The organism is Bacteroides sp. 51, assembly GCF_010500965.1.
GTDB lineage: Bacteria > Bacteroidota > Bacteroidia > Bacteroidales > Bacteroidaceae > Bacteroides.
Genome location: NZ_QVMI01000011.1, coordinates 83,547 through 104,133, shown reverse-complemented (window position 1 = coordinate 104,133; position 20,587 = coordinate 83,547). Strand labels below are relative to the sequence as shown.

The window sequence follows — 20,587 nt, the reverse complement described above, 5'->3', positions numbered from 1 at the left end:
AACACCATGATTTCAATTGATGGACTAACCGTAGAGTTCGGTGGAACAACTCTTTTTTCTGATATATCTTTTGTAATAAACGAAAAAGACCGGATTGCTTTGATGGGTAAGAACGGAGCTGGGAAAAGTACTTTATTGAAGATTCTGGCCAACGCCAGACAGCCAAGCAGGGGAAAAATTTCAACTCCTAAAGATTGTGTCGTAGCCTATCTGCCACAACATCTGATGACAGAAGATGGGAAAACGGTATTCGAGGAAACAGCACAAGCTTTCGCACATCTCCACAAAATGGAGGAAGAGATCAATCAACTGAACAATGAACTGGCAACACGGTCTGATTATGAGAGCGATAGCTATATGGAGCTGATCGAGAAAGTATCCGCCTTAAGCGAAAAGTTCTATACGATCGACTCAACCAATTATGAAGAGGACGTAGAAAAAGCACTCCTCGGACTCGGATTTACACGTGCCGATTTCAACAAACAGACCAGTGAATTCAGTGGAGGATGGCGTATGCGCATTGAACTGGCTAAACTCCTGTTACAAAAACCGGATGTGTTGTTACTCGACGAACCTACAAACCACCTGGATATCGAATCGATCCAATGGCTGGAAGACTTTCTCATAAATAGTGCCAAAGCGGTGATCGTAATCAGCCACGACCGCAAATTTGTAGATAATATTACTACGCGTACCATCGAAGTAACCATGGGACGTATATATGACTATAAAGTAAATTATAGTAAGTATCTTGAGCTACGCAAAGAACGTCGCGAGCAACAACAAAAGGCTTACGAGGAGCAACAGAAGTTCATTGCCGAAACCAAAGAGTTTATTGAACGCTTCAAAGGAACCTATTCAAAAACGCTACAGGTACAAAGTCGCGTGAAAATGTTGGAAAAGCTCGAAATACTTGAAGTGGACGAAGAAGACACATCGGCTTTAAGGTTAAAATTTCCTCCTTCTCCCCGCTCGGGCAACTATCCGGTGATTATGGAGAGTGTTGGGAAATCGTATGGAGATCATCTGGTATTCAGCAATGCTTCACTTACCATAGAAAGAGGAGACAAAGTTGCTTTTGTCGGCAAGAATGGCGAGGGTAAATCGACCCTGGTTAAATGTATTATGAAAGAAATAGAACATAGTGGTACATTAACTTTGGGGCATAACATACAAATTGGTTATTTTGCGCAGAATCAGGCGTCCCTATTAGATGAAGGACTCACTGTTTTCCAAACCATAGATGATGTGGCCATAGGAGATATCCGCAATAAGATACGCGACTTACTTGGCGCATTTATGTTCGGTGGAGAGGAATCGACTAAAAAAGTAAAAGTGCTTTCAGGAGGAGAAAGAACCCGTCTGGCTATGATAAAGCTTTTGCTGGAACCCGTAAACCTTCTTATTCTTGACGAGCCTACGAACCACCTGGATATGAAGACAAAAGATATTCTTAAGCAAGCATTGATAGATTTCGATGGCACTTTGATCGTCGTATCACACGACCGCGACTTCCTGGATGGCCTTGTAACGAAGGTCTTTGAGTTTGGAAATAAACGAGTGGTCGAACACCTGAGTGGCATCTACGAATTCCTGGAAAAGAAGAAAATGAATTCACTCAAGGAACTTGAGCGAAGTTAAAAATTGAAAGTTAAAAGTTGAAAGTTACGATGCCGCATGGTAACTTTCAGCTTTCAACTTTCAATTTTCAACTAAATAAACTATCTTTGCCACTGTTAGACAAGCTAAAGTGATGAAAGACAAGCGATACATCCTATATTTTCTGATGATTACCTGCATGATTATGCTGGTAGCCCCGCTTATTCCTCATCATCACCATAGCAACGGTATTATATGCATGAAAGATGATATTAAGGACACGGAATGTCCTTGCGATCATCAACACCACCACCATAAAGACGATCCGTGTTGCACGAGCGACTGTATGACCCATATCGAATCGTCTGTTCCTACTAATCAATTAGAAGAGGTACAACCTCAGTACTTCTATATCACAACCTTATTCACCGAACCACTTCTCAGGTTCCTTACCCAACCCGAAGAGAGGGATATCCATCGAGATTATGCTTATCTGGAATCTCTTCACGGCACATACATCACATGTGCCGCAGGTCTTCGCGCACCTCCTTGTTTATTTACGATTTAACAATTTAGCGGCAACGCGCCGCAGCGAGGATATAGTTTTATCCCAACCCGCGTAAATTCGTTAAATCCATATTGCAGAATTACTCTTTGCAAGTTATTTGCCGTAGGGGCGGTTCGCGAACCGCCCAATACGCAGAATACACAGGAAATCATTTTCGGGCGGTTCGCGAACCGCCCCTACAAGCAATCAATTATATACAATATGAAAAAAGCAATATTCATAGGAGTCTTAGGATTATTCCTGTTAGGCTCATGCAATAATTCTAATAATAGCGAAACACATAATCACGAAGAGCACAATCATGCTACCGAAGCTCATAAGCATGAAGGTTGCGACCATGATCACGATCACACCGAACATAGTCACGAAGGCCATAACCACGGACACGAAGAAGGGGGCAACAGTGACGAAATCGTTCTTCCCAAAGATAAAGCCCTGGCAGCCGGTGTGAAATCCGAAGCCATACAAGCCGGCACCTTTCATCAGGTGATTAAAACCAGCGGACAGGTATTGGCGGCTCAAGGTGATGAAACCACGGCTGTAGCCACCATTGCCGGAGTCGTTTCATTCAGAAACAAAGTACTGGAAGGAATGGATGTAAGCCGTGGCACAGCACTGCTTACCGTATCTGCCAAGAATATGGTAGATGGAGATCCCGTACAAAAAGCCCGTGTTGCATACGAAATGGCAAAGAAAGAATATGAGCGTATGCAACCGCTTGTAAAAAGCCAGATCGTATCACAAAAAGACTTCAACCAGGCAGAGCAAAACTATGAAAATGCCCGGATCAGCTATGAAGCTATGGCAAAAAACCACTCAGCAGGCGGGCAAACCATAACTTCGCCTATTTCCGGATTTGTTAAAAGTATCCTGGTTAAAGAAGGCGACTATGTAGAGTTGGGACAACCTTTGGTCAGCATTACCCAAAGCCGGAGACTCTTCCTGCGTGCCGAAGTCTCAGAAAAGTATTATCCATATCTTCGTACCATCTCTTCAGCCAATTTCAAAACCCCGTATAACAACACGGTATACCAACTGAAGGAACTGGGAGGTAAACTCCTGTCTTTCGGAAAATCTTCAGGTGATAATGCCTATTATGTTCCGGTTACTTTTGAGTTCGATAATAAAGGCGATGTTCTTCCGGGTTCTTTCGTAGAGATATATCTCCTGTCCTCTCCTATTAACAATACAATTTCATTGCCACATACAGCGATAACCGAAGAACAGGGCAGTTACTTTGTATATCTGCAACTGGACGATGAATGTTACAAGAAGCAAGAGGTTACTTTAGGAGCTGACAATGGGCAGAATATACAAATTCTTAGTGGAATCGCCGCCGGGAACCGTGTCGTAACACACGGCGCTTACCAGGTGAAGCTTGCATCGGCTAGCAATGTATTACCTGCACATAGTCATGAACACTAAAGCAACTGAACGAGTTCAGTTGTAATTATAAATTCTGAATTTTAAATTTTGAATGGCTATGCAGACAGAATCACACTTGATTGGAAGCAAAAGACAATTCAAAACTCAAAATTCAAAATTCAAAATTGATTTATGCTAAACAAAATTATACGATATTCACTCAATAACCGACTGGTCGTTTTATCAGTCGCCGTATTATTAATGATATGGGGAACATACACCGCCGTACATACAGAGGTCGATGTTTTCCCCGATCTGAACGCTCCAACCGTGGTGATCATGACCGAAGCCAATGGCATGGCTGCGGAAGAAGTAGAACAACTGGTAACCTTTCCAATAGAAACCGCCGTAAACGGCGCAACAGATGTACGCCGTGTACGTTCTTCATCGACCACCGGTTTTTCTGTTGTATGGGTAGAATTTGACTGGAGCACAGATGTTTATCTGGCCCGGCAAATTGTTTCCGAGAAGTTGGCAGTCGTTAACGAATCACTCCCATCCAATGTAGGCAAACCCACGCTAGGCCCACAATCGTCTATATTGGGTGAGATGCTCATCATTGGGTTGACTGCCGACTCGACCTCCATGCTCGACCTGCGCACGATTGCCGACTGGACCATCCGTCCACGTTTGTTATCCACCGGAGGTGTTGCACAGGTGGCCGTGCTTGGAGGAGATATAAAAGAATTCCAGATACTCCTCTCGCCCGAACGAATGAAACATTACGGAGTTACGCTCAATGAAGTTATGAATGTAACCCGCGATATGAATCTCAATGCCAACGGCGGGGTGCTTTACGAATATGGCAATGAGTATATCATCCGGGGAATGCTATCGACAAACAATGTGGAACAACTCGGTAAATCCGTTGTGAAAACAATAGATAACGTTCCCGTCATGATCGAAGATATAGCCGACATACGTATCGGAGCCAAAGCGCCTAAACTCGGCACTGCATCGGAGAGAGGAAAACCGGCAGTATTACTGACCGTAACCAAGCAACCGGCTACCAGCACATTGGAATTAACAGATAAGCTGGAAGCTTCGCTTAAGGATTTACAAAAGAATCTGCCTGCGGACGTAAAGGTATCAACAGATATTTTCCGCCAAAGCCGGTTCATCGAAGGGTCTATCGGCAATGTCCAGCGGTCACTGATTGAAGGAGGTATTTTTGTTGTCATCATATTGTTCATCTTCCTGGGCAATGTACGTACAACTGTGATTTCGCTGGTCACACTGCCTATATCTATCATCATTTCCATACTGACACTTCACTACATGGGCTTGACCATCAACACCATGAGTCTCGGAGGATTGGCCATTGCCATAGGTTCACTTGTAGACGATGCTATTGTAGATGTGGAAAACGTATTCAAACGCTTACGCGAGAACCGGATGAAACCCAAAGAAGAGCAGTTGCCTGGAATAGAAGTTGTATTTAATGCTTCGAAAGAGGTCCGCATGCCGATCCTGAATTCAACTCTTATCATCATTGCCAGTTTCGTTCCGTTATTCTTCCTCACAGGAATGGAAGGACGTATGCTGGTACCACTGGGCATTGCTTTTATTGTGGCACTATCTGCTTCAACCCTTATTGCACTTACACTGACTCCCGTACTTTGCAGTTACTTGCTGACAAAGAATAAAAAGGATGAACTGCCCAAAGAAGCATTTGTAGCCGTCTGGTTAAAAGGCTTTTATGAGAAAGCACTGACTTGGGTACTGAAACGTAAACGTATTGTACTGGGTTCTACTATCGGACTGTTTATCATTGCATTTGGACTGTTCTTTACGTTAGGACGTAGTTTTCTTCCACCATTCAACGAAGGGTCGTTAACGATAAACGTAAGTTCTTTACCGGGAATCTCACTTGAAGAATCTGATAAATTAGGGCTACGCGCCGAGCAGCTTCTTCTGACCATTCCTGAAATACAAACTGTAGCTCGTAAAACCGGTCGCGCCGAATTAGACGAACATGCTTTAGGGGTGAATGTTTCCGAGATAGAAGCACCTTTTGAACTGGATGAACGTTCGCGCAGTGAGTTTATGACCGAAGTACGCGAAAAGTTGGGTACTATTACAGGAGCAAACATAGAGATCGGACAGCCCATCAGTCACCGTATTGACGCCATGCTATCGGGTACACAAGCCAATATTGCCATTAAACTCTTCGGCGACGACCTGAACAAAATGTTCTCGTTGGGTAATGAAATCAAAGATGCAATCACCGATGTAGAAGGTATAGCCGACCTGAATGTGGAACAACAGATTGAACGTCCGCAACTGAAGATTACACCTAAAAGAGAATTGATGGCCAAATATGGCATCAGCTTACCGGAATTCTCAGAGTTCATTAATGTAAACCTGGCAGGTGAGGTCGTATCTCTTGTATACGATAAAGGAAAGAGCTTCGACCTGACTGTCAAAGTGAATGATGAGAGTCGTGATAAGGCTTACAAAATTGCCGACTTAATGATCGATACGTCTGATGGGAAAAAGATTCCGTTGAATTATATTGCAGACGTCCAATCATCTATGGGACCTAATACTATAAGCCGTGAAAATGTAAAACGGAAGATAGTTATCTCGGCCAACATTGCCGACCGGGATTTGCGAAGCGTGGTAAACGATATTCAAAAGAAGGTGGATAACCAGATTCAGTTACCCGAAGGATACCACATTGAATATGGCGGACAGTTCGAAAGTGAACAAGCGGCAAGCCGCACACTACTGCTTACCTCGCTCATGTCTATCATAGTCATTTTCTTGCTGTTGTTTAATGAGTTCCGCAGCATGAAACAATCGGGTATTATTCTAATCAACCTACCACTTGCGCTAATCGGGGGGGTATTCAGCTTACTGCTGACTACAGGAGAGGTTAGCATACCTGCCATCATAGGATTTATTTCTTTGTTCGGTATCGCTACCCGAAACGGAATGTTATTGGTGAATCGCTATAATCACCTGCAAGAGGAAGAAGGGTTAAGTATATACGAAAGTGTGGTTCGTGGTTCATTAGACCGCTTGAATCCCATCCTTATGACTGCCCTCACATCGGCTCTGGCACTTATTCCGCTGGCATTGAATGGCGATCTGCCAGGAAATGAGATCCAAAGTCCAATGGCGAAAGTGATTCTGGGTGGGCTGTTAACATCAACCTTCCTGAATGGGTTTATCATACCGATAGTTTATATAATGATGCATAAACGGAATGGAAATAAGTAAAACGGATTGGAAAGGAAGGAAACGGGAAATAGGTTAACTGTAGGGGCGGTTCGCGAACCGCCCAATGCCCAGAATACACAGGAAGCCATTTTCGGGCGGTTCGCGAACCGCCCCTACAGTAAATCATTTACATCAAAACCCTACAATAATGAGTAAAATGAAACCAATAAATATCATATTTGCAGCACTCCTGGCAACTACAGGAGTACATGCTCAAACCACGGGTATAGATAATATACTCAGAAGTATTGAAATAAATAATAAAGATTTGAAGGCTAGTGAACAGCTGATATCCTCACAAAAGCTGGAGGCCAAAACCGATAATAACCTGCCCGACCCCACCTTTTCATATGCGCACATGTGGGGAGCAGGCGATGCTACAATCAGTGAAATGGTGGTATCACAAAGCTTCGACTTCCCCACTCTATACGCCAGTCGTCATAAATTGAATAAGTTGAAAATGGGAGCATTCGATAGTCAGGCCGAGATAACCCGCAGGGATATCTTGCTTCAGGCAAAAGAGGTTTGTTTAGATATCATCATGCTCCGCCAACAAAAAGAGATCCTCGACGAGAGATTAAAAAACGCTCAGGAACTCTCGGTCATGTATGCCGAAAGACTAAAAAGAGGTGATGCCAATATTATAGAAACGAATAAGATAAATCTCGAATTACTAAATGTAAGGACAGAAGCTAATTTGAATGAATCTACCTTACAGAACAAACTACAAGAGCTATATACATTGAATGGAAATACTCCCATAGAATTCAATGAAACGATTTATCCTTTGGTGGTCCTTCCGTCAGATTATGAGCAATTAAGGAACGAGGTTTTATCATCAGACTATGCATTGATGGCATTACTAAGAGAGAGCGAAGCTGCGAATAAGCAGGTCAGCATCAACAAATCACAATGGCTGCCCAAACTTGAACTGGGATATCGGCGTAATACAGAATCGGGCGAGCCTTTCAATGGTGTAGTGGTCGGCTTTTCTATCCCACTTTTTGAAAACCGGAATAAAGTGAAGATGGCAAAGGCACAATCGCTCAATCTCAATTATCAGAAGGAAAGCACAACGCTACAGATTGAATCGGAACTGATACAACAATACAAAGAGGCCCGGACGCTCCGCACAACAATGGATGAGTATGAAAAAACATTTGGTGGCGAGGCATTGCAATCAGGTTTCCATGCGGGAGGAGCGAATCTGGCTATACTGAAAGAAGCACTTACAGGAGGAGAAATCTCAATGATAGAATACTTCGTAGAGGTTTCTGTAGTATATCAAAGCAAGCTGAATTATTTGCAATTACAGAATCAATATCAAAAAGTAATGGCGAATATCTATAAGAACAGGATTTAAGTATAAGTTTGAAAAGTCCAACGCACTTACTTAAAAAGTTCAACGCATTTACCTGAAAAGTCCAACGGAAAAAGATTTTTGCGTTGGACTTTCAGGTAGTTTGCGTTGGACTTTTGGGGTAAAAGTCCAATGCAAAAATCAAAATGCGTTGAACTTTTTAGAATGCCCCCAATCTCTATAGGGTAATCAATCTCAGCTTTGGCCGATACTTTAATAATATCCGAAGTACCCATATAAAAACCTCCCGTCACATGAAAACGTTTATTACGGAAAGGAAACACATCAGCCAATAATAATCCGTTAACCATATTGGCTTTTGCTTTCATTGGCACCTCATAGTTATACCCTTCATATTCACCATCGTAATCGTAATTATACGTATAAGTAAACATCATCAACCCCGTCCTCAACGACAAGTACTGATTCACCGGAGCAGCAACTTGCACACCGACACCAAGCGTTCCGGCATTCACTGAGAAAGACAGATGTTCAAAAGGCTTCACTTTGTGCTGAGCACAAACGGTTGTCGCAGATAATAATGTCAATGCAAAACAGCATCAACAAAGTTGTTGTTTTTTTTCATAAAGATAATCTAATAATATTAACAATAAAACACTATATTATAATACTCTCACTATATCAGGTAAATACCCGCTACGAATACGCCAATCCTGCGGATAAAGGTTATTTGCACGATTACCTATATTTTTTACAAATCCCAAAGGGAGATTCCTATACATCACTAATATATAACCACGAGGCACTGATGCATCCAGCACGATAGCCTCTCTGCGTAAATAAGCAATAGCCTGCTCATAAGTAAGTTCACAGGATGGATAAGTTTCCGATTCCAGAGTCAGACTCATGGCCTGGGCATGCGATGGAATCAGGTCCTTTCCCTTCAAAGTCCCCGGTTCAACACCAGAATCTTTTATTACCCTGAGATGCTTACGAACAAGAGCCTCTTTATCGCCGGAACGTTCAAATTCTCCTTCTCCCTCTTTACGCAATACCGCCAGAAAAAATCCTTCTCCTTTTGTTTTATGCGGCAAGAAACGATAAACCGGAAAATCGCCCTCAGATAAGTTACCCGTAATCCCCCAATCTTCCGGAACACTTACAGATAATGGTTCGGCACCAAGCTCCTTGATGATCCAGGAAACGTTTTCTTCATTTTCTTTCGTATTATATGTACAGGTACTATATATTAAAATTCCCCCGGGTTTAAGACAAGGCCAGATGTCGGTAATTATACGACGCTGGCGCTGCCAACAAACGTCTACATTTTCCGGACTCCACTCTTCGATAGCGCCGGAATCCTTCCGAAACATACCCTCACCGGAACAAGGTACATCGGCCAAGATAACATCAAAAAACTCCTCTAATTTTCCAAAATTTGCAGGATCATTATTGGTTACCATTACATCAGGGTGCCCCCACTTAACCAAATTCTCTGCCAAAACCTGAGAGCGATTACGAATCACTTCGTTAGCCACCAACAGGCTGCTTTCCGGCAACAAACTACGTATATGAGTTGACTTCCCCCCCGGAGCTGCACAAAGATCAAGCACAGTAACCGGTTCATTTAAATGTTGCCTCATTGCCTGTTCAAGGAACATAGAAGAGGCTTCCTGAACATAATAACAACCAGCATGGAAAAGAGGGTCGAAGGTGAAGGTTAAACGCTCGTCTAAATAGTAGCCACCGGCACACCAAGGCACGGGGGTAAACCGTTCCCGATCAATAGACGGTTCTACTTCCTTTTGTTTCCGGGGATTTAAACGAATACTCACAGGTGCTTCCTCTGCCAGCGCAGAAACCAACTTTTTATACTCCACATCTCCCAGCAACGCACGTGTCCGCTCTGCAAATTCAGCAGGTAAATTCATCTTTTCGTTCGTTAATGAATGCAAATATGAAAAAAAAATCGTCTCTTTGCAACTTTCAGTGATATTAACTACGTCTAACATACAAAGAAACAAAAATTCAGATATTATTATGAAACGAATTACTTTATTACTCATTGCAATTATCGCCTGCCTCATTACCGTAGCAGCGCAAGTTGACACCAGTGCAGTTCAACAATCGGTCACCGATACGCAGATTGAATACACTGACACTCCCGACACGAACCATAGCGGAGAGAAAAGTAGAACCAGAAGCAGTGATTTTTTCTCAGACTTTAGCATGGATTCCGCAATGGCCATTCCGATTATAGCTATTGTATGCACATTCGGTATGCCGGTTCTGATTGTTTTCATTGCGTTCTATTTCAAATACAAAAATAGAAGAGCGAAATACAAATTGGCCGAACAAGCACTTGCGGCCGGACAACCCATACCGGAGGACTTCTTCAAAACAAAAGCCGAAAGTGGTACATTGCAAAAAGGTATTACTAACACATTCACCGGGGTAGGACTATTCATTTTCTTATGGGCCATCACAGGCGAATTCAGTATCGGATGCATCGGGCTGCTGATTATGTTCATGGGACTGGGACAGATTGTGATTCACTACACTCAGGACAATAAGAAAAACAACAAAAAAGACCGATACAACGACGACAATAATATCTCTATAGAAGAATGAGTCAACTCAATGATATATCGTTAGTCGCACAGGTCGTGGTGTTCAAGAACACCAGGGCCTTCAACCAATTGGTGAAGAAATACCAATCGCCCATACGGCGATTCTTTCTGAACCTGACCTGCGGCGACAGCGAATTGAGTGACGACCTGGCCCAAGACACGTTTATCAAAGCATATACAAATATAGCATCATTTAAAAACTTGTCCAGCTTCTCAACATGGCTATACAGAATTGCGTATAATATTTTTTATGACTATATTCGCAGTCGAAAAGATACAGCTGACCTGGATAGTTATGAGGTAGACCGAACGCATCAGACCGAACAAGAGAATTATGGTCAGAAGCAAGACGTTTACCAATCGCTCAAAACGCTGAAAGAAGTGGAACGAACCTGCATCACACTGTTCTATATGGAAGATACCAGTATAGACAAAATTGCGGGTATCATCGGATGCCCTCCAGGAACGGTAAAATCGCACTTGTCGAGGGGAAAAACAAAGTTAGCAATGTATTTAAAAGAAAATGGTTATGACGGAAATGGACGATAAACTCCTGAAACAGTTTTTCAGTGAGCATAAACAAGAAATTGCCGACAACGGATTCTCCCGCCGGGTGATAAAGAACCTGCCGGACCGTAGTCTCAAGATCTCCAGGATATGGACCACCTGCTGTTGTGCGGTAGCCCTTATCTTATTTTTCGCACTAGATGGTTTACAAGCTATAGGAAGTGTATTACGCGAAACCTTCACATCAATGGTAGAATATGGAGCGGCCAACCTTGACATCAGGTCATTGATGATCGCCGGCACCGTATTATTATTCTTAGGCGTACGCAAAATTATAGCTACGGATTAAAAAATAAAAAGTTTTGAGAGTATTCATTATCCTTTTTCTACTTCTTTTTGTAGGAAACATTCAGGCACAAGATAGCCTGGCCATACAAAAAGAAGTAGAAAATGTTGTTTTAAGTAGCGATTCGATCGTTCGCCGCTATCTCATCGAATCGGGCATACAGGTAACAGAAGACAATAGCGTCAAATTACTTAAAAGCGGAGCCGAAAAGTTTAATGACTTGTTTCCCATCATAGAACAGGCCAAACATCACATACACATGGAGTATTTCAACTTCCGGAATGACTCCATAGCCAATACCTTATTCGAGATTCTTGCCCGGAAAGCCGGGGAAGGCGTGGAAGTCCGCCTGATGTTCGACGCGTTTGGAAACTCTTCAAACAATAAACCGCTTACAAAGAAGCATCTGAAAGCGATACGGGAAACCGGTATCCAAATCGTTAAGTTCGACCCGATCAAATTTCCTTATATCAATCATGTATTCCACCGGGACCACAGAAAGATCGTGGTAATTGACGGGGGCATTGGATACACAGGTGGAATGAATATAGCGGATTACTACATTCAGGGGCTACCCAAAATCGGTCAGTGGCGGGATATGCATGTACGCATTGAGGGAAGTGCCGTTCATGATCTGCAAAAAATATTCCTGGCCATGTGGAAAAAAGAAACCAAAGAAGTGATTGGAGGGGATGCTTATTTTCCACAGTCCACTCCCGACAGACAAGGAAAGCAGGTGGCTATTGTAGATCGCTGGGCCAGAAAATCGCCGAAACAAATGCGCCGCACCCTAGCTAAATCTATTAATGTAGCTCAATTCAAGGTTCAAATTATTAATCCTTATTTTGTACCGACGAAATCAATCAAAAAAGAAATCAGGAAAGCCCTTGAAAGAGGGGTGGATGTTGAGATCATGATTTCTTCCAAGTCTGATATTCCTTTCACTCCGGAAGCTTCTCTCTACATCTCGCATAAACTTATGAAAAAAGGAGCAGAAGTTTATATGTACGATGACGGATTCCATCACTCCAAGATTATGATGATAGATGAGTCGTTTTGCACAGTAGGTTCCACTAACCTGAACAGCCGAAGCCTACGCTACGATTACGAAACCAATGCGTTCATCTTCGATAAAGAGACTACCCAAGAGCTGATTGATATGTTTGAGGAAGATAAAGAAGCAAGCACTATCATGACAGAAGAAGGATGGAAAAAACGCTCTAAATGGAGACGTTTCGTTGGCTGGTTTGCACATTTATTCACGCCATTCATATAATCCGCGCAACTCTGCGGTTCAAAAAATATAAAACAACATGAGTGACTACTTACAAAAATAACAATTATCTTTGCACACAACTCAACCAGGAGATTAATCATGAAGCAGTATTTGGATTTATTAGACAGAGTGCTAAAAGAAGGTGCACAAAAAGAAGATCGTACGGGAACAGGAACAATCAGTGTATTCGGACATCAGATGCGTTTCGACCTTAACGATGGTTTCCCTTGCCTGACCACCAAGAAACTTCACCTGAAATCCATTATTCATGAACTCCTATGGTTTCTGAAAGGCGATACGAACGTTAAATACCTGCAAGACAACGGTGTACGTATCTGGAATGAATGGGCAGACGAAAACGGAAACTTAGGACACGTTTACGGCTATCAATGGCGTTCCTGGCCGGACTATCAGGGAGGACACATTGATCAGATTACCGAAGTAATAAATACCATTAAGAATAATCCGGATTCACGCCGTATGGTGGTTAGTGCATGGAATGTTGCCGACCTGAACAATATGAAACTTCCCCCATGCCATATGTTCTTTCAGTTCTATGTTGCCAACGGGAAATTAAGCTTGCAACTTTATCAGCGTAGTGCAGATATATTCCTGGGAGTTCCTTTCAATATCGCCTCTTATGCCTTGCTACTACAAATGGTAGCTCAGGTAACTGGATTGCAAGCCGGAGAATTCGTACATACATTCGGAGATGCTCACATATATCAAAACCACCTGGAACAGGTAAAACTTCAATTAAGTCGCGAGCCTAGGAAACTTCCTCAGATGAAAATAAATCCTGAGATAAAAGATATCTTCGACTTTAAATTCGAAGACTTCGAACTCGTTAATTATGACCCTCACCCACATATAGCAGGCAAGGTGTCGGTATAACGATCATTCTTCTACATCAACCATAATCGGCATTTGCCTCTTGATCGCCTCATTGAACGATATCAGAGTTTCAGTACGCGCCAATCCCAGCGGCTGTAGCTTGTCGTGGATGATGCTTAGCAAATGACGGTTATTCTTGGCATATATCTTAATAAACATATCATATTTACCGGTAGTAAAATGGCACTCCACAACTTCCGGTATCTTTTCCAAAGCCTTCATTACTTTCTGAAAAGACTCAGGATCTTTGAGATTGATACCGATATATGCACACGTCTCATAACCTATCTTTACCGGGTCAAGAACATATTCCGAACCTTTCAGAATACCCAGATTTGTTAGTTTCTGTATGCGCTGATGAATGGCTGCACCCGATACATTACAAGCCCTGGCAACTTCCAGAAAAGGAATACGTGCATTTTCTGCAATCATCCTTAGTATTTGTTCGTCTAATCCATCCAGTTGATGATGTCCCATATTTATGTTTTTAGTAAATATTAAAAAGCTCAAAGCTCTGCGTTAATAGTACAAAGTTAGATAAAATTTAGTCATCCCAAACTACAATTTATTACTTTTTATAGAGGAAATCTGAATAATCACTGCATAAAGTTACTACCTTTGTATAAATCCCAAACAAAACCCATATGAGAACACTAGCACTTATCATGATAATCGGCCTTTCCGTGTATCAGGGAAAAGCACAGAAATTCTCGGAGTACTTTATAGACAAAACGCTTCGCGTAGATTACATATTTACCGGAAATGCCGGGCACCAGAGTATATACCTTGACGGTTTGTCGAGTCTGCCATCCTGGGCAGGTCGAAAACATCATTTATCTGAGATTCCTTTGGAAGGGAATGGCCAGATCAGGGTGAAAGACCTCAACAGCCAGGAGTGCATATACAAAACATCTTTCTCTTCTCTTTTTCAGGAGTGGCTGTCTACAGATGAAGCGCACACAGCATCTAAAGCTTTTGAGAATACATTTCTGTTGCCCTACCCTATTCAACCAATAGAAATTGAAGTGGTTTTATTTGATATGAACCGTAAAGAAGTGGCAAACTTAAAACATATCGTTAAACCAGACGACATATTGATCCACCAAAAAGGGACTACTCATATCACACCTCATAAGTACTTAATACAAAACGGCAGTTCAGACCAGACAATAGACGTCGTTATACTGGCCGAAGGATATACAGAAGAAGAAATGGCTGTTTTCCACAAAGATGCACAAATAGCATGCGAAAGCATCTTTAATCACGAGCCTTTTCAGTCGATGAAAGATAAATTTAATGTAATTGCAGTAGCCAGCCCCTCCATAGATAGCGGAGTCAGCATTCCTCACCAGCAGTTATGGAAGAATACAGCATTCAGCTCTCATTTCGACACATTTTACTCAGAGAGGTACCTAACGACAAGTCGCGTTAAATCCATACACGATGCACTCGCCGGAATCCCCTATGAACATATCATCATCCTTGCCAATACAGAACAATACGGTGGTGGAGGAATCTATAATGCTTTCACCCTGACTACTGCACATCACCCCATGTTTCGCCCCGTCGTAGTACACGAATTCGGGCACAGCTTCGGTGGGCTGGGAGATGAATATTTTTACGACCAAGATATCATGAGTGATATGTATCCACTACATATCGAACCCTGGGAACAAAATATTACTATGCTTGTTAGCTTTGAAACCAAATGGAAAGACATGCTTAAAAAAGGTACACCCCATCCTACCCCACCGGCCGAGAAGGATAAATATCCGGTTGGAGTTTACGAAGGAGGTGGATATGCCGCTAAAGGAATTTATCGCCCGGCAGATAATTGCAGGATGCGTACAAACGAATATCCTGCATTTTGTCCGGTATGTCAACGGGCAATTACACGAATTATTAATTTTTATACAGAATAAAAGAGAACTAATTATGATTGGAATTCAATGTATTACCACTGGAGACAGCCAGCACTACGACTACATGGAACAACTACTCACCACCTCTTTTCCGGTAGATGAGTATCGGGACCTGAATGAATTAAGGGAATACACCGATACCCACCCCAGTTTTTATTGCAACATCATCCTCGATGATAGCACCCCCGTTGGACTTGTTACGTACTGGGACTTGGGTAAATTCTATTATATAGAACATTTCGCCATTGACCCCGACCAGCGCAACGGTGGCTATGGTCGCAAACTATTAGACTACCTGGCCAGCTTACTGGAAAAACCCATTGTATTGGAAGTTGAACACCCTACAGAGGAAATGGCACAACGCCGGATTAACTTCTATCAAAGACAAGGATACACACTCTGGGATAAAGAATACTTTCAACCACCTTATAAAGCCGGATCTAATGAACTTCCAATGTACATAATGGTACATGGTGACTTGAGTCCTGATACGGATTTTGAGATGGTAAAGGCACAACTACACCGGGTTGTATACAACATAAAATAAACTATTTAACACACCAACTTTCTACGTTAACACGTCAACTTCGGGGCTTAACACCACGACTAGTGGTGCTTAACATGGCAGGTAGCCGCGTTAACGTAGAAAGTTGGCTTGTTAAACATAAAAAAAGAAGGTATCCACCAAAGTAGATACCTTCTCTTTTTATTTTAATTCAACTCTTACTGACGCGGTTGCGCAGAGTAGTTGATTTTCAGTGCGTACGCTAAACGAAGAGCTTGCTTAATATCGGTCACAATACCCATTTTGGTATCCTGGTCAATCTTAAGTGATACAGTCATAAATGGCTGATCCTCTTCTTTCATACTTAATCTTTCCTGAGTAATGAAGTCCTGAATTTCTGCAACTTCTGCGAATGCATCATTCAACTGAATACGGCTTTCAGAACCCATTTTCTTACGAAATTCTTCGCCTGGTTTACCTACATAAATGAAAGTTACCAACGATTTCTTTTCCAGTTTTTCAAGTTCTGTACCCTGAGGAACCTTAAACTCAACCTTCAATGTTACTTCACGCATAGTTGTTACAATCATAAAGAAGAACAACAGCGTAAAAATAAGGTCAGGCAAAGAAGAAGTGTTCAATTCAGGCATTCCACGTTTACCCGTTTTATTAAATTTTCCCATTACTTCTTTCCTCCGTAGTTTTTAGGTTCTGCTTCAGATATCTTCTGAGGATAGATCATACGAATTGCCTTTTTCTGTTCTTCGTCCAAAGCTTCGTAATCTTTCTGCCATTTTTCCTGAGCCAGTTCATTTCTTAACTCATTATAAGCAGCTACCAACTCATTCTGAACATTTATATATGCCTGATATGTTGTACCACGGTCATTCTGCAAAGATATCACATGATTTTCCGTTACCATGGTATTACCAAAGAAAGGAACATCTTTCGCTTTCTTTTCTGGTAATTTCTCATCATTATACGGATTAGCAATAAAATCTTTAGCCATCTTACGTAAATCAGAAACCTTCACATATTCTTTTCCTGCCATCAATTGATCTTGGGCATTCAACAGAACAACAAGAACGTTTCTTTCCTTTACGATGATGTTTTCAATATCCTTATTTTCTGGTGGAGGAGGAAGCTGTCTAGCCAACCCTCTGTCGGTATCCATAGATGTGGTTACCAAAAAGAAGATAAGAATGATAAAAGCAATATCGGCCGTAGAACTCGAATTAATACCAGGAACTTCTCTTTTTCCTTTTGCCATTATATTCTAGTTTTAAATAGAATTATTTCTTTTATTGAAGTGCCTTTTTAATGCTACTTCCCAATATAGCTACTATACAAGCAGCAATAAGGAAGTATAGGGTATAAAGGAACATATCTGATAGTTTTAACCAGAAAGGTACGTTCTCATTTCCATCATAGCCTTGCAGAACGAGAGTTTCCTCACTACCCATTGACCAAGCTACAACCATAACTATAACTAACAGAACAACTCCTAATAATGACTTTATTGCAGCCATTGGATTATCTTTCAATGCCCCGCCAAACTGTACAATAAAAGCACCAACTGTTAGCACTATAGTAAGACCTAACAAACCATACATCAGATATAGCAATGCATCTGTATAGATCGGATTTTGCATCAATTCCGGCCCGAGTGGTTCTCCATCTCCTCCGAAGTAGAATAAGCCCAAAACTACGACAATTACAGCAAACAGTGCATATAATACGTAGTATGATACTCTATATGATAATTTACTCATTGTGATATTTTATTTTTGGTATTTCAAGTTGTATTTAATCACCATGTCAAGCAAAGTAACAGAAGAATCTTCCATTTCGCTTGTAAGAGCCTCAATTTTAGAAAGGATATAGTTATAGAACAACTGAAGAATCAAAGCAGCAACAAGACCGAAGATTGTTGTGATCAAAGCCACTTTCATACCACCTGCTACTACTGTTGGAGAGATATCACCTACTTGTTGGATTTTGTCGAACGCCATAACCATACCGATTACAGTACCCAAGAACCCTAATGATGGAGACATCGCGATAAACAGTGTAATCCAAGAACATCCTTTTTCAAGGTAACCAGCCTGAACACCACCATAAGAAGCTACTGATTTTTCTACTACGTCAATACCTTGATCAATTCTCAACAGACCTTGATAGTAGATCGAAGCTACTGGTCCTCTGGTATTACGAGCCAAATCTTTTGCAGCTTCCACATCTCCTTTTTCAAGGGCAGCTTCAACGCCGGCAACAAATTTCTTAGTATTTACTTCGGCTAAACTTAAATAAATAATTCTCTCAATACAGAAAGCCAAACCTACAACCAATGCAATGGCTACCAAGCTCATGAATGATGCAGTACCTTCGATAAATTTGATTTTAATTTCTTTGTGGATACCACCTTCGGTTCCATCAATCGCTGAAGTTTGTTCTGTTTGCGCAGCAGGAGCATCCTGAGCCTGAGCAAGTTGAGTTGATCCAAAAGCTAGGACTCCCATCACAGCAACAATTGCAAATAACTTTTTCATTGTGTGTCTAATTTTTAAGATTAATTAATTGATTATTATATACTTATAAATTTATTCGTTTCTTTATTTACCGCGGAGAAAGCGGGATTCGAACCCGCGATACGCTTTAGGCGTATACACGCTTTCCAGGCGTGCCTCTTCAACCACTCGAGCATCTCTCCAATATTTCAAATCCTCTCTAAAACGGGCGCAAATTACAAAAAAAATGCGAACCGCAAGCGATTTCAGCTACAAATGTATCCTTTTTTTTCTTCTTCTCTAGAATTATCTCTTTTTTCTGCCCATTTAATCGGCAAAATTAATAAACTTTAAAACCTTTATCCCTGTTTTCGGGGTAATCCAAACACTTTTAAAACATTCGCCGATGTCTGTTCCGCGATGAATTCGGGCGATTGCATATATATATCGGCCACTTTCATCAGCGTATATTTCAAATGTGCGCTTTCATTCCTTTTCCCCCGATAGGGCACAGGAGTAAGATAAGGGGCATCAGTTTCCAACACAATACGTTCAAGGGAAACAGACTTCAATGTTTCCGGAAGAACGGAGTTTTTAAAGGTTACCACTCCGTTAATACCCAAGAGAAACTTATCATATTCCAACAAAAGTTCAGCTTCTTTCACTGTACCTGTAAAACTATGAAATATGCCTCTCAATGAAGAATCCTTATAGGGCCGCATCACTTCGTTAATCTGTTCAAAGGCATCACGACTATGGATGACCAAAGGCAGATCATATTTCAATGCCCACTGTATCTGGAGATCAAAAGCATAGATTTGTTCTTTCAGAAAGGTTTTATCCCAATAAAGATCTATTCCCACTTCACCTACAGCAACGTATTCATCAGAAGCAGCAAGTTGCTGTTCTACAATAGCTAACTCTTTCTCGTAGTTTTCATTAACAGATGTCGGGTGCAGACCGATCATTGGATAACAATAACCTTTATAATCACGACATACTCTCAACATGCGTTCCAAAGTAGTACTATCTACATTAGGAAGATATATCCGGGTAACGCCAGCTAAACGCGCACGTTCAATGACTTCAGGTAAATCGTCATCAAATTCCTCTGAATAAATATGAGAATGAGTATCTATTAAATTCATGTTCAAAAAGCATCCTCCGGTTTCTCGTTTGAACGATAGTAGTAAACAACCCCATATTCACGACACATATCTAATCGCTTTTCATTGGGTTGCACCTCTTCAAATTTCTTTTCCACCTGATTCCAGATATCCAGAATGATTTCATCGGCCGTATCACGCATAGCGGCAAGCCCCTCAAGACTACGTCCCGTAATCGTCTGAAGTTCTTTTTGCCTGACATATCCCTCCATAAAAATATCATAATGTACTTTTACTTTGGCAATCGTAGGATTATAGATTGGCGCACCACCACCGGCGGCCTGCCTTTTTCGCTCCCCTTCGATTATCTTAGCTCCCCACTCCGCAATTGCAGCTTCACTGGTCAAATCGGGTACGTTAAAGTTATCAACAGGCAAGTCATATAATTCTTTATGTGACTTTTTTATCTCCGCTCGGAGAACTGCCATATTTAACACTTGAATAAAATGCGAAATAAATAGTCGAGCCATTTTTACATTTGCCTGATGTTTACGGCTGGCTCTTGATTGGTTATCGTAACACTGTTTATAATATGCTTGTGCGCCTTCAAAACGAAGCAGGAAATTCTTTGCTTCGGTTAGTGTCTTTAAAGAAATAGCCAAATCATACACATTATATTTATCGCACCTTTCCACAGCTGACTTCAAGGCTCTAACCCTGGCCAGATCAGTATTAGGTAATCGTCTATAAGGCATA

At 41.6% G+C, this 20,587-nt stretch carries 21 protein-coding genes and 1 tRNA gene; 12 read left to right on the top strand and 10 right to left on the bottom strand.

Annotation, left to right across the window (positions count from 1 at the left end; translation table 11 throughout):
• Nucleotides 1-6 precede the first annotated feature (6 nt).
• The 5 genes from D0T87_RS10570 (at nucleotide 7) to D0T87_RS10550 (ending at nucleotide 8,180) form a co-directional block, all read left to right on the top strand.
• A complete protein-coding gene (locus D0T87_RS10570) occupies nucleotides 7-1,641 on the top strand; it encodes an ABC-F family ATP-binding cassette domain-containing protein (protein WP_163175091.1) in 1,635 nt (544 codons plus the stop codon).
• Nucleotides 1,642-1,753: 112 nt separating this feature from the next.
• Entirely contained in the window at nucleotides 1,754-2,167 is a 414-nt protein-coding gene (locus tag D0T87_RS10565; RefSeq protein ID WP_163175090.1) for a DUF6769 family protein, read from the top strand.
• Nucleotides 2,168-2,368: 201 nt separating this feature from the next.
• Nucleotides 2,369-3,592 (top strand): efflux RND transporter periplasmic adaptor subunit, encoded by a 1,224-nt coding sequence (locus tag D0T87_RS10560; RefSeq protein WP_163175089.1) that lies wholly within the window; start codon nucleotides 2,369-2,371, stop codon nucleotides 3,590-3,592.
• Between the two features lie 132 nt (nucleotides 3,593-3,724).
• Complete coding sequence (locus D0T87_RS10555; RefSeq protein WP_163175088.1) at nucleotides 3,725-6,817, top strand: efflux RND transporter permease subunit; 3,093 nt, start codon at nucleotides 3,725-3,727, stop codon at nucleotides 6,815-6,817.
• Nucleotides 6,818-6,974: 157 nt separating this feature from the next.
• Complete coding sequence (locus D0T87_RS10550; protein ID WP_163175160.1) at nucleotides 6,975-8,180, top strand: TolC family protein; 1,206 nt, start codon at nucleotides 6,975-6,977, stop codon at nucleotides 8,178-8,180.
• Nucleotides 8,181-8,206: 26 nt separating this feature from the next.
• Here the strand turns inward: D0T87_RS10550 and D0T87_RS10545 are convergent, their stop codons facing one another.
• Together D0T87_RS10545 and D0T87_RS10540 are read right to left on the bottom strand one after the other, a co-directional pair.
• Nucleotides 8,207-8,725: a hypothetical protein gene (locus tag D0T87_RS10545; RefSeq protein ID WP_163175087.1), complete on the bottom strand. Its 519-nt coding sequence runs from the start codon at nucleotides 8,723-8,725 to the stop codon at nucleotides 8,207-8,209.
• A gap of 75 nt (nucleotides 8,726-8,800) precedes the next feature.
• Nucleotides 8,801-10,069, bottom strand: a complete 1,269-nt coding sequence (locus D0T87_RS10540) for an rRNA cytosine-C5-methyltransferase (RefSeq protein WP_163175086.1) — start codon at nucleotides 10,067-10,069, stop codon at nucleotides 8,801-8,803.
• 109 nt (nucleotides 10,070-10,178) lie between these two features.
• On the opposite strand from D0T87_RS10540, the gene D0T87_RS10535 reads away from it, so the two are divergent.
• The 5 genes from D0T87_RS10535 (at nucleotide 10,179) to D0T87_RS10515 (ending at nucleotide 13,791) form a co-directional block, all read left to right on the top strand.
• On the top strand, nucleotides 10,179-10,769 hold the full coding sequence (locus tag D0T87_RS10535) for a DUF6249 domain-containing protein (RefSeq protein ID WP_163175085.1): 591 nt from the start codon (nucleotides 10,179-10,181) through the stop codon (nucleotides 10,767-10,769).
• Complete coding sequence (locus D0T87_RS10530; RefSeq protein WP_163175084.1) at nucleotides 10,766-11,317, top strand: RNA polymerase sigma factor; 552 nt, start codon at nucleotides 10,766-10,768, stop codon at nucleotides 11,315-11,317. Before D0T87_RS10535 ends, D0T87_RS10530 begins: the two co-directional genes overlap by 4 nt.
• A complete protein-coding gene (locus D0T87_RS10525) occupies nucleotides 11,298-11,624 on the top strand; it encodes a DUF5056 domain-containing protein (protein ID WP_163175083.1) in 327 nt (108 codons plus the stop codon). The genes D0T87_RS10530 and D0T87_RS10525 overlap by 20 nt, the downstream gene beginning before the upstream one ends.
• Nucleotides 11,625-11,637: 13 nt before the next feature.
• On the top strand, nucleotides 11,638-12,897 hold the full coding sequence (cls, locus tag D0T87_RS10520; RefSeq protein ID WP_163175082.1) for a cardiolipin synthase: 1,260 nt from the start codon (nucleotides 11,638-11,640) through the stop codon (nucleotides 12,895-12,897).
• A 99-nt stretch (nucleotides 12,898-12,996) separates the two neighbouring features.
• Entirely contained in the window at nucleotides 12,997-13,791 is a 795-nt protein-coding gene (locus D0T87_RS10515) for a thymidylate synthase (protein WP_163175081.1), read from the top strand.
• 3 nt (nucleotides 13,792-13,794) lie between these two features.
• Here the strand turns inward: D0T87_RS10515 and D0T87_RS10510 are convergent, their stop codons facing one another.
• Complete coding sequence (locus D0T87_RS10510; RefSeq protein WP_163175080.1) at nucleotides 13,795-14,268, bottom strand: Lrp/AsnC family transcriptional regulator; 474 nt, start codon at nucleotides 14,266-14,268, stop codon at nucleotides 13,795-13,797.
• 188 nt (nucleotides 14,269-14,456) lie between these two features.
• Between D0T87_RS10510 and D0T87_RS10505 the strand changes: the two genes are divergently transcribed.
• A complete protein-coding gene (locus tag D0T87_RS10505; RefSeq protein WP_370526838.1) occupies nucleotides 14,457-15,713 on the top strand; it encodes an IgA Peptidase M64 in 1,257 nt (418 codons plus the stop codon).
• Nucleotides 15,714-15,726: 13 nt separating this feature from the next.
• On the top strand, nucleotides 15,727-16,260 hold the full coding sequence (locus D0T87_RS10500; protein WP_163175078.1) for a GNAT family N-acetyltransferase: 534 nt from the start codon (nucleotides 15,727-15,729) through the stop codon (nucleotides 16,258-16,260).
• A 176-nt stretch (nucleotides 16,261-16,436) separates the two neighbouring features.
• Here the strand turns inward: D0T87_RS10500 and D0T87_RS10495 are convergent, their stop codons facing one another.
• The 7 genes from D0T87_RS10495 to D0T87_RS10465 form a co-directional block, all read right to left on the bottom strand.
• Complete coding sequence (locus D0T87_RS10495; RefSeq protein ID WP_163175077.1) at nucleotides 16,437-16,901, bottom strand: biopolymer transporter ExbD; 465 nt, start codon at nucleotides 16,899-16,901, stop codon at nucleotides 16,437-16,439.
• The gene (locus tag D0T87_RS10490; protein ID WP_163175076.1) at nucleotides 16,901-17,488 is read right to left on the bottom strand and encodes a biopolymer transporter ExbD; all 588 of its coding nucleotides are present in this window, start codon (nucleotides 17,486-17,488) and stop codon (nucleotides 16,901-16,903) included. The genes D0T87_RS10495 and D0T87_RS10490 overlap by 1 nt, the downstream gene beginning before the upstream one ends.
• Nucleotides 17,489-17,519: 31 nt before the next feature.
• Nucleotides 17,520-17,990 (bottom strand): hypothetical protein, encoded by a 471-nt coding sequence (locus tag D0T87_RS10485; RefSeq protein WP_163175075.1) that lies wholly within the window; start codon nucleotides 17,988-17,990, stop codon nucleotides 17,520-17,522.
• A gap of 9 nt (nucleotides 17,991-17,999) precedes the next feature.
• Nucleotides 18,000-18,767: a MotA/TolQ/ExbB proton channel family protein gene (locus D0T87_RS10480; protein ID WP_163175074.1), complete on the bottom strand. Its 768-nt coding sequence runs from the start codon at nucleotides 18,765-18,767 to the stop codon at nucleotides 18,000-18,002.
• A gap of 73 nt (nucleotides 18,768-18,840) precedes the next feature.
• A tRNA-Ser gene (locus D0T87_RS10475) sits at nucleotides 18,841-18,928 on the bottom strand.
• 156 nt (nucleotides 18,929-19,084) lie between these two features.
• Nucleotides 19,085-19,873, bottom strand: coding sequence for a TatD family hydrolase (locus D0T87_RS10470; protein WP_163175073.1), 789 nt, complete (start codon nucleotides 19,871-19,873; stop codon nucleotides 19,085-19,087).
• 2 nt (nucleotides 19,874-19,875) lie between these two features.
• On the bottom strand, nucleotides 19,876-20,586 hold the full coding sequence (locus D0T87_RS10465; protein ID WP_163175072.1) for a hypothetical protein: 711 nt from the start codon (nucleotides 20,584-20,586) through the stop codon (nucleotides 19,876-19,878).
• Nucleotide 20,587 lies beyond the last annotated feature (1 nt).

What these genes read in the sequence shown, in the direction of transcription:
- D0T87_RS10530 (WP_163175084.1), top strand. Translation starts at nt 10,766, where the DNA reads ATGAGTCAACTCAATGATATATCGTTAGTCGCACAGGTCGTGGTGTTC.
- D0T87_RS10570 (WP_163175091.1), top strand. Translation starts at nt 7, where the DNA reads ATGATTTCAATTGATGGACTAACCGTAGAGTTCGGTGGAACAACTCTT.
- D0T87_RS10470 (WP_163175073.1), bottom strand. Translation starts at nt 19,873, where the DNA reads ATGAATTTAATAGATACTCATTCTCATATTTATTCAGAGGAATTTGAT.
- D0T87_RS10555 (WP_163175088.1), top strand. Translation starts at nt 3,725, where the DNA reads ATGCTAAACAAAATTATACGATATTCACTCAATAACCGACTGGTCGTT.
- D0T87_RS10565 (WP_163175090.1), top strand. Translation starts at nt 1,754, where the DNA reads ATGAAAGACAAGCGATACATCCTATATTTTCTGATGATTACCTGCATG.
- D0T87_RS10540 (WP_163175086.1), bottom strand. Translation starts at nt 10,069, where the DNA reads ATGAATTTACCTGCTGAATTTGCAGAGCGGACACGTGCGTTGCTGGGA.
- D0T87_RS10505 (WP_370526838.1), top strand. Translation starts at nt 14,457, where the DNA reads ATGATAATCGGCCTTTCCGTGTATCAGGGAAAAGCACAGAAATTCTCG.
- D0T87_RS10535 (WP_163175085.1), top strand. Translation starts at nt 10,179, where the DNA reads ATGAAACGAATTACTTTATTACTCATTGCAATTATCGCCTGCCTCATT.
- D0T87_RS10485 (WP_163175075.1), bottom strand. Translation starts at nt 17,990, where the DNA reads ATGAGTAAATTATCATATAGAGTATCATACTACGTATTATATGCACTG.
- D0T87_RS10500 (WP_163175078.1), top strand. Translation starts at nt 15,727, where the DNA reads ATGATTGGAATTCAATGTATTACCACTGGAGACAGCCAGCACTACGAC.
- D0T87_RS10525 (WP_163175083.1), top strand. Translation starts at nt 11,298, where the DNA reads ATGACGGAAATGGACGATAAACTCCTGAAACAGTTTTTCAGTGAGCAT.
- D0T87_RS10490 (WP_163175076.1), bottom strand. Translation starts at nt 17,488, where the DNA reads ATGGCAAAAGGAAAAAGAGAAGTTCCTGGTATTAATTCGAGTTCTACG.
- D0T87_RS10465 (WP_163175072.1), bottom strand. Translation starts at nt 20,586, where the DNA reads ATGCCTTATAGACGATTACCTAATACTGATCTGGCCAGGGTTAGAGCC.
- D0T87_RS10560 (WP_163175089.1), top strand. Translation starts at nt 2,369, where the DNA reads ATGAAAAAAGCAATATTCATAGGAGTCTTAGGATTATTCCTGTTAGGC.
- D0T87_RS10510 (WP_163175080.1), bottom strand. Translation starts at nt 14,268, where the DNA reads ATGGGACATCATCAACTGGATGGATTAGACGAACAAATACTAAGGATG.
- D0T87_RS10495 (WP_163175077.1), bottom strand. Translation starts at nt 16,901, where the DNA reads ATGGGAAAATTTAATAAAACGGGTAAACGTGGAATGCCTGAATTGAAC.
- D0T87_RS10515 (WP_163175081.1), top strand. Translation starts at nt 12,997, where the DNA reads ATGAAGCAGTATTTGGATTTATTAGACAGAGTGCTAAAAGAAGGTGCA.
- D0T87_RS10480 (WP_163175074.1), bottom strand. Translation starts at nt 18,767, where the DNA reads ATGAAAAAGTTATTTGCAATTGTTGCTGTGATGGGAGTCCTAGCTTTT.
- D0T87_RS10550 (WP_163175160.1), top strand. Translation starts at nt 6,975, where the DNA reads ATGAAACCAATAAATATCATATTTGCAGCACTCCTGGCAACTACAGGA.